The 9,783-nt window shown below is 50.7% G+C and carries 2 protein-coding genes; both read left to right on the top strand.

All coding sequences use genetic code 11. The annotated features are described in order from the left end of the window. Nucleotides 1-938 precede the first annotated feature (938 nt). The gene (locus tag HY29_RS15165; RefSeq protein WP_155838373.1) at nt 939-1,265 is read left to right on the top strand and encodes a hypothetical protein; all 327 of its coding nucleotides are present in this window, start codon (nt 939-941) and stop codon (nt 1,263-1,265) included. Between the two features lie 3,961 nt (nt 1,266-5,226). Next, complete coding sequence (locus HY29_RS18970; protein WP_241765229.1) at nt 5,227-9,048, top strand: RHS repeat domain-containing protein; 3,822 nt, start codon at nt 5,227-5,229, stop codon at nt 9,046-9,048. The last annotated feature ends 735 nt before the right edge of the window (nt 9,049-9,783 follow it).

The raw sequence follows: 9,783 nt of genomic DNA, 5'->3' as shown, positions 1-9,783 counted from the left end.
TCAATCATCAGCGGAATATCGAGAGCAGGGCCAGGTTCAAATTGTTACGTGACGCCACTCTTGTCGAGTGGCGCGAGCTGATCGCCGCCTGAGACCTGCTCGTTTGCGAAAAACGGAGACTGGTTCGAATTCGTCTGACAGCACCCAAATCAGTGCAAAATTGGAATGAAAACGAACCCATTGGATATTGGGACCGTTATGTATAGGACGCCAGTAGTGTCGTTCTTTGGGGGACCTCCGACCACGCTAACCTCTATGCGGTTTCCGGCGCTGTCGTATTGATAAGAAATCACACGCCCATTGTCATAGCAGACTTGGGTCAAGCGGCCCAGCACATCGTAGGCGTAGTTTATCTGGTTGGTATTTTCTGCGGGTATTTCACATGCTTCATCTGCATAGGCACAATGCGCTCCTGCAAGCAGAATAATCGAAGCGAGCAAGAGGGGTCGGATGTTCATTTGCGAGTTCACTATGGCAGATAGAGCCCGACTTCGGGATGGCAATGGCCGATTCTCTTTCAACTTCTGGAACTATAGGTGAATGCAAATGGTGGGGCAACCGGGGGTGGCGTCGTTGCGGGATTTATGCGGAATTTGAGCATTCTTGACAGGTAAGTGTAACATACCTTCTCCCGGCGCTAAGATTTCAGAGGTGAGGGGGCAATTAATGGTTGAATGTGCGATCGACTCAAGAAAACAAAAGTATTAGAGTTGTTTGGTCTCAGAGGCGGTCCGGGCACCAAAGCGGACTTCGGTTGCGCGAGGTGGTAGGTGTGCAGATAACCATTGAGGCATCCGGCAGCGCGGAACAGTGCCGATCAAGGAAGGCAGCTTTTCGATTGTAGGACGAGTTTAAGCGAGAGAATAGAGATGCAATTATCAAGGCAAACTATATTGAAGCTCATTCGGGAGCCAATTTCTGACACGCGGCGCAAGCTCATGTTTAAGACTTTTCTGGCCGGTTTGTTTTTTATTGCCTGGCCCTTGTCAGCCTCCGCGGAGTGGACTCCGGCTGCTTTCGTCGACAAAATCGAAGTTGATACTGATGTCGATGGATTAGCTATTTACTATTTCCACGTTCAAAGTGGTTGGGGCGCCGCAAGTTGCCCCAGTGCGACTTGGGCGCGGATTCAATCTGATGCGATAGGTAGCGGCGCTGTTCTTAGCTTACTGATGCAAGCACGGGCTATGGGCGTTCAAGTAACTGTTGAGGGGCAGTGTGCCAGCCCCGGCTTTTTCACGATCAGTAAGGCCTCAATGTTGTGACTCAGGTGCGAGTGCGTTTCACCTGAAGTGCAGATGAAAATCGCAACCATTTTGATAAATGGAAATAAGGCGCGTTGAATCATGCATCCGGCACTGAAGCCCCAAACGCCCGGGATCCGACAATGGACCGAAGTGCATCGCGACGGCCCGTCGCCTCTGGCTTCATTGCTCCCTAGCTTGCCGCCGGGTGCTGTCAGACTAACTCGACCAGTCTCCGCTTGTCGCGGACGAGCAGGCCTCAGGCAACGGCCAACTCGCGCCATTCGAGAAGAGCGGCGTCACGTAGAGATTTGAGCCTGGCACTGCTCCCGATGTTCCGCTGCTTAACTCAAACCCAGATGCGCCAGCCCCTCCTTAAGTCGGGCAGCCTGAAATATCTAAGCACCCGACGACGGACAAGGGCGTCTGCTTTGAGATTTCTGAAGATAGCAATGATGCTGTATGGTAATCCTGACGTCATGGTGGCGGATAGATGCCCGCCATTTCGAACTGCCATGGAAGTACTTGGAAGCAAAGGTCGCCAGGAAACTGGTCGGCATCTCAACAATCGTGCTCAGAATTTGCGCTGATCGTTCCGCCGACGAGAACGAGCGATGTCACATTTCATGCGCATACGTAGTTTCCAAAATTCATCTGACACCACATTTCTATTTAATTTAATGGGAGAATCTGTATTCATCTTAAAATGAAAATGTGCTGAGGCGCGCTTTCATGGTCCGGAAGAAAAATGCCTATTCAATATATTCGCCGCAGAAGGAACTTAGTTCATGCTTTCTATTCGAAATTACCATTGGCGTTCATTGCTTCTCGCAATAAGCGTTTGGTTGGCATTCCCGTTTCTTGCAAATGCCCAAGTGCTAACGCTCATCCAAGATGATCCTTCTGACTGGCTACTTGAAAACTACATCAACGACAATGTCGTGCTCTGGTACACACCTTCCAATTGCGCAAGCGGTGCTCTCAACCTTCCAGCAGGCACATCTAATGAAGACAGGGATCGTTTTTGGTCTCTGATGTTGAGCGCTAAACTATCCGGGAGCGAAGTCCAGATCTACTATTACCGATACGATGACGCCCGGTCTTGCATAATCAGCTCATTTGGGATGCAAGCACAGTAGTATGTATGCGGTGTGTATTTCAAAGATCTTGTCATCCGTTCAATGAACGAGACAGATGATCTTCGTAGGTGAGAGCTAGCCATGGCGCGCTTTTCGGGCCTGCGTCGTCTCGAAGAAGGCCGTTTCAGCTTATTGCTTCGTACGTAATCACCTACTTAGTGAATTGCGTGAGCTGTGACACCACGCAGAAAGCGAACGCACCGCTACGCGATCAGCTGTTAATCCAAATATATAAAGGCTGCTCGCGATCACCCCAATCGGTGCACGCGTTTGTTCCAGTTACTTCCAAAGGCTTTCCTTGAGCCTGGGCCGAAAGCAGAAGCGCGAGCATTGCCCTTCCAGTGTCGGAATCAAGTCGAATTGCAAACTGTAGTGGTTGTACCGCGCAGCTAGGCGCATTGGAGTGAAATTCCATCTGAAAAAAGAGTAAGTTTCCTTGGTGCACCATAACCTGCTCGACCAGCCCGCTACCGGAGCCGGCAGAGGCTGGTAGAAGCGCCGTCGCCGAGGCCCCGAAAAGCACCGAGGCAAGCCCATGACTTAACCACTTAATAAGTTGGCGCTTTTTTCCATGGAACGTTTTCCTGTGTCGTGTGGCTTTCTAGTAAGCCGCTTTTTGTTTTTCATTTCTATTGCTCGCTTGTTGGAATGAAAGCAAATCCCTCTCCAAGAGGGATAACGATAAACTTTACTCCGGAGGACGACGAGATGCTGCTTTCGACCTGCGTTCGGTTGCCGACGCTGTCATATGTATAGGTGATTATAGTTCCATCATCTTAGCAAGCTTGGACCAGGCGGCCCAAGGCATCGTAGGCGTAATTGATCTGATTTGTGTTTGGCTCAGGAGGGGAGGGGCAAGATGGATCTGCGAATGCCTCGGGCGCGCAATATAAAGCCAACGATAGTATGAGCGCTACTTTTGGCTCTGGAAAAAACTCTTCGGTTTGAGCTGACAGACTTTCCTCACCATATCATGTTTCCTTTATCGTAGCGGATACATTTGATGCTGTCCGCCTCATGGGGCAATCAGTGCATAGTCAGTGGACAATAGATTTTTCTGGGACGCTGTCCACAGACTTCATCGAGATATTTTCAAAATCTATCCATTTGGGGTTGAGTGTGACTGAGGTGAGAGGCATACTTTGCCTTCTGTAATTCAGGGGGCGGATAAAAAGTCTGGGCCTTGGTGTGTTGTGAAATCGCGTTGTTAAGGTTGGTTATGAGAATATCTTTAACTCAGAACTTGGTAAGGCTTATCGAATCCTCAGTGTGGTTGGTTTGTACTTCGCATTTGTATGCAGCGGCTCGTTTGCTGAGCAGGATACCTGCGAGCAAAATCGACAATATTGAAATTGATGCGGAAATCGGCGGTAGGGCTGTCCTCGCCTTGCTAATGCAGCCACGCGCGATCAGCGCTGATGTGGCCTTGGCGGTTTTTTAGGTCTGCTGGTATTGGGTAGGATATTAAGATGATCGATTGTCTATCGAGTGCGCGCTGGACTAGGTTTTTACGAGCTTGGGTGTGTCTTGGCATTGTTTTCGTATACGTAAATTCTGCCGTGGGGCTGGCTTCCGCGCAGGGACAAGACACAGGGTTTCGATTGGAGGTAGATTGGACGGAAAGGTGGAAGCCCTCCCATGAAATAGATGCGTTGGGAGAGAATCTTCTGGGTGATTCTATAGATCCCCTGAGTGGAGCTCTTTCCTTTGAACAGGTTGACGTATCTCTGCCTGGAAATTCAGAACTTCCTGTGGAAATTCGGCGTCGTTATAATGCTAGCCGTGCGCTTCGCAATGAGTTTCAAGACTGGTCGCTTGCGGTTCCGGTTATACGAACTCAGTTGTTCGATCGGAACAGGTATCAATCTTGGGAGAACCCAGAATGGGCAAAGCAACGTTGCAGCATCTCGTTTTCGTCAACCTTACCTAGAGGGCCAGACCCTGATGGTAGTCAAAGTTCTGGAGCCTCTGGTGCTTGGCCATCATCATATAGTAATGGTGTTTTTGTTGACGTGCCTGGACAGACAAATAGCCAGCTTCTCGAAAACCCTGAGGGGAGTGTTTGGCCCTCGGAAGCTGTTAAGGTCACGACGGATGGCTGGTGGTTTGAGTGCCTATCAAATGTTGATGGGGCGGGAACGGAGGGCTTCTTGGGGCATAGTCCAGATGGAAGTACATACCGTTTTGATAAGGTTATTAGCCGCCCAGGCGTTTCAGAGAAAAGCTCATGGTCTCCTGAATACTTGGGAGGCAGTTTTGTTCATATGCGCTACAAAAAACAGATTATGCGCGATGAATTTCTTGCCGCATCCCTTGTTACTGATGTCCATGGTAATACAGTCTCTTACACGTATGACGCGAATGGTAGGCTGGTGAAAATTCTTGCCAATGATGGACGCGAGATAGAGCTGAATTACGACCCAAACTACCCGCAGAGTATATTTGTCCAGAGCGTAACGTCTAACCCCAATACTTCCGATGCGCGTACTTGGACATACTATTACGGTGGGCAAGTTCCTATCCAAGTCTTTGATGACAGTTCTACAGCGGGAAACCATAGAACTCGATATGTTTCTACGCTGAAGTCAGTTATGCGACCGGATGGGCGCCAATGGACGTACCAATTGGAGGGAATGCAAGCTAAAGGCGTTTCAGGAACTGGAAATTGTCGGCAGAAGGACCAATCGGTTTCAGTGACTCATCCTGATGGCTTAACAGGCATATTTCTTTTGCAAGAAATTGTGAGGCAGATGGCGTCCGCAACAGGATCGCAACCGGTGCAATATTGTGCCGCATACCAGACAACTCCGACGGGAGGGCAGGCGGCTCATTGGACGCATGTAATGGCGGTGTCTGAAAAAAGGTTGAGTTTCAATGGGGTGAATTCTAGCTGGTCTTATACCTATATCGACAATTCCCCCAGCAATGGTTGGCTTAATCAGACCGATGTTGAGCGTCCGGATGGCTCGATGCTGCGTTACTCATATTATGGGTTCGACAATCAAACGACGTCAGGGCCGACTGCTCCAGGGAAGCTTGCCAAGACGGAGTTGTTTCGTAACCAGAGTGCTGCGAATTTGATTGAAAAGACATCCTATGAGTATCTTCGCGAAGTCGATGCGGGCTATATGTTTGTGACCAGTATGCAGCCGATAAGTGAGCGATCTGATCGCACAATCTTGACTGAAGTCGCGCGTACATATCCGAATGTAGGAAGTACGACTACTGATGAATATGTGACAGAGTTTAAGTTTAATATCGACCGCGATCTTCCATCATACAGCTGGGGAGAGCCAGTTGAGATCAAGCGGTATTCTTCACTCGCGCCCTCGGACATTCAGCTAAATGTTATCACTTATCATCACGATTTGGATGATTGGATTTTAGGACTTCGCAAGACGCTCAGCCGGAATAGCAAGAGGTTTGAAGAGCATGGCTATGATGCCAAGGGGCGTCGAGTGTGGATCAAGTTATTTAACCAGTCGACACCTGCGATGACCTATACGTATCATACAAATCCCAGCGATCCGGTCGATGGTGATGCATTAGGTCAAATAAAGTCTATGACTGATATTACGGGGTCCGTTACATCAATTTTCGACTATAATCGAGGGATACCTCGCTCTGTCATTTTACCGTCCACCAGTAGCCATGCTTCGGCGACTTATTCCAGAAGTATCGATAGGAATGGGTGGGTTCTGAGTGAGACAAATCCACATCAATACACCACCTCTTACGAGTACAATCCCGTAGGTAGGCTGACGAAGATTATTCCACCCAAGAATGATGGCGCGGCGGCTGACACGAACATCGCCTATGCTCATAACGCAAATGGGTTGACCCAGACGGTTACCCAAGGGGCGTTTAAGTCTACAATTTCTTATGATGCTCGGCTGCGCCCTCTGCTCACTAAGGAAGAGGATACTGCGACAGGGGCATATTCTTTTGTCCGGCGGGAGTATGATGCCTTTAACCGGGTTCTGTTTGAATCTTATCTCTCTACGAGTTCCACTTCAGTGGCAGGTGTCGAGACGGAGTATGATGCGCTCGGGCGAGTTGTGGCGCAGTCCCAGACGGTTGCTCCTTTTGCAGAGACGAGTACTGAGTATCTCTCTGGCAATCGGGTCCAGGTTACTGATCCTCGTGGCAATGTCACGACGACAAGCTATCTGAGCTATGGGCAGCCAGAGGATGGCACTTCTAAAAAAGCTATGCCGGTCCTGATCGATTATCCTGCTGGCGCGGATATGAGCATAACCTATGACATCTGGGGTAATAAGCTGACAGAGACGCAAGGGCCTGCGACAACGACCTACACCTATGATAGCTCTCTCCGGCTTTATTCTGTCGAGGATCCGGATGGAGACACATCCTATACCTATTACGATGCGGCAGACCGGCCCATCGTTACGGTCGATGGAGAAGGGCGCAAAACGCGTACCGTCTATGATGCGATGGGGCGCCCGGAAAAGATCATCAAGGCCTGGGTTGGCAACACGCAAGGGGCTGGCTCAACGCTGGACTGTGCGACGATGCGGGCAAATTATGATCCGGTCAGCTATCTGCAGCAGTGTTACAGGCTGATGACCTACACCCCTACGGGCCAAATCAAAACGGTCGCTGATGCACTGGGTAATCTGACGACATATGACTATGACGCCCTGGACCGGCAGACGCATATTTATTTTCCTTCCAAGACACAGGCGGGGGTAAGCTCGACCACGGATTACGAGCAAGTGGTCTATGATGTGTTTAGCCGTCCGGATACGAAGCGAACCCGGTCGGGAAGCACGATTGATTATACCTATGATGCCCTTGGGCGGCTGTTGAGCCGCAATGTGCCCGGCGCACCGACGCATACGGCCAATGGGGGTACGGTGACACATTCCTATACGTATGATGCCGCTGGCCGGAAACTGACAGCGACCCATGACGGGATGACGCTGAGCTATCATTATGATGCGATCGGGCGCATAAACTGGCAGAAGCATAATGGCATCCGTCCGATTTCCTATCAGTATGACAAGGCGAACAATCTGACGCGGCTGACTTATCCGGATAATTGGGTGGTAGATTACCAATATGATGCCCTGAACCGGGTGACACATGCCAATGACAATAATGGGACGTCCCGAACCCTGGCACATGTGGCTTATGATACGCTCTCGCGCCGTAAGACTGTAACCTATGCGAATGGGACTTCTGCGCATTTTGACTATAGCGACCGGGGCGACCTGACCTGTCATGACTGGAATCTGAGCGGAACGACGCCGTCATCCTGCAACACGTCAGCAGCCGAGATCGGCTATGATTATACCTATAATGCGGTCAGGCAGGTCCTGTCGCAGGCGGTGTCCGATCCATCGCTGATATGGCAACCTGATACGCCGGATACGGCCTATCAGGTCAATGGCTTGAACCAGTATACGAATGTGGCTGGAACAGCGCTATCCTATGATGGTAATGGCAACCTCTTGTCTGGCCTGAGCGGGCTGACCTTCGGCTATGATGCGGAGAATGTGTTGCGGTCTGTCTCTGATGGTGGAGGCACAGTTGCGAGCTATGACTATTATGCCGATGGTGCCCGGTCTTCCAAGACGACCGGGGGAACATTCAGTCAGTTCTATTATATGGGCGGGCTTGGCTATCTGACGGAAGAGGACACTGGGTTTGCGGCCGATCAGGAGATCGCCGAATATGTCGGCTCTGCTCTGCTGCGACGGTATGTGCGTCTGCCAGGCTCTGTGGACGAGGCGTTCCTGATGCTGGACTATCCAGGAAGCGGCAGTGAGGAGCGCTGGGTGCATGCAGATCGTCAGGGGTCTGCCATCCGTCTGACAAATGCTTCTGGCTCAGTGACGGATAGCTACACCTACTCTGCCTGGGGAGAGAGCGGGGGAAGCCTTGCTGGGTTCCCATTCCGCTATACGGGGCAAAAGCTCGATGCCGAGACGGGGCTCTATTATTACAAGGCCCGCTATTACTCACCAGAGCTCGGCAGGTTCCTGCAGACCGACCCTATCGGGTACCAAGATCAGATGAACCTCTATGCTTATGTCGCAAGCGATCCGCTGAATGCGACGGATCCGACGGGGATGGAAATAGACCCCCAGGATGAAGTCAGGAGGCTTGCAGTAGTGGTGGTCCGCGGAGTCAGGAAAAAGATAAATCAGAAGGTTAGCCAGTTCGTCACGGGTATCAAGGGTGCAGCAATCGAAGAGTTGGACAGTTCGGTGCCGGGATTAGCCAAAGTTGCCAACACCTTTGTAAGGGAGTGCGTCGTCGTGAATGCTCAGGGCAGCCTAGGAGCGCAAGTTGGGGTGAAAGGTAAACTTGGACCGCTTCAGGCTGAGAGTTTGTTAGACCTTATATCCGTCAGAGCGGATGTCGGCACAGAAGCTCTTCGCAATGGTAGTGTTTTCTCATCCACTCAAGGGGTCACGGGAACCGCCGGGCTGGCTAACGCAAACATTGGCGGTTCATACGGTAGGAAGGGGGCATTTGGCACCGATATTCCTGCCGGAGAAAAGATTGCCGATCAACCAGTCTCTTTTTCCAAGCCCCAAGGATTTTTGGGTGTCGGTGGAGGTGGCGCCCTCCTATTTGGTGGCGAGTTTGAAGTGGGTGCAAAAATACCCGACAAAGACGATGGCGGATGCGAGTAGAGCATGTCCAGAACAATTTATAACAGCCCTCGAACCATGATTTTCCTAGCGTGTATCATGGGTGTCGCGTCGTTGTGCCTGCTACTTTTTCGGAGTTCCGAGATGCTAGGCAGTTGCTTATTGATTGTTTCAGGTTGGTTCGTATTGGCTTGGCCCACTTCCGCATTGCTGAATTTGGACTGGAAGCGAGGGTCTGTCGCGCGCGCTTTCGTTGCGATAGGGTGGGTTGGCATTCCCGCATTGCTGATTATGTCGAACGTATGGAGCGCTAAAACTGCAGATGCTCCGGGTCATGATCATTTGCAAAACTTGCTTGGTGGCTCGGTTGGGCTTCTCTATTTGTACGTTTGCGTCCAGTTAGGAACGCATGTAACGCAACTTAAGGACAAAACCAATCCAGTAGCCGAAACTATCAGAGCTTTTTTCTGGCCTTTTTTTTTACGAGCACGCGTGGATTTATAGATTGTGACCCGAGCCCCACGCGTCCCGCTGGCATTGTCAGCGGAACCGGGGTTGAGGAGTGAATTCGGAAACGTAGCTTCGGAAAATGACCAAATCGCCGTTTCGCTACTTCAAGACGTCACCCGAAATCATCCAGCTTGCGGTGAGGCATTGTCATTTTAACTGGCCTTGAGACGGCGCATTTTGGTGCTTAGGCTCCAGAAATGACGAAATCACCTTTCCGCTACTTCAAGACATCACCGGAAATCATCCAACTCGCGGTCATGATGTATG

Source organism: Hyphomonas beringensis (assembly GCF_000682755.1).
In the GTDB taxonomy this organism is placed as follows: domain Bacteria; phylum Pseudomonadota; class Alphaproteobacteria; order Caulobacterales; family Hyphomonadaceae; genus Hyphomonas; species Hyphomonas beringensis.
The sequence above is the reverse complement of the archived record's forward strand: the minus strand, read 5'-3'. Positions and strand labels throughout refer to the sequence as shown.

Excerpts from the sequence above, each read along its gene's own strand:
- HY29_RS18970 (WP_241765229.1), top strand. The coding sequence starts at position 5,227 with ATGGCGGTGTCTGAAAAAAGGTTGAGTTTCAATGGGGTGAATTCTAGC.
- HY29_RS15165 (WP_155838373.1), top strand. The coding sequence starts at position 939 with ATGTTTAAGACTTTTCTGGCCGGTTTGTTTTTTATTGCCTGGCCCTTG.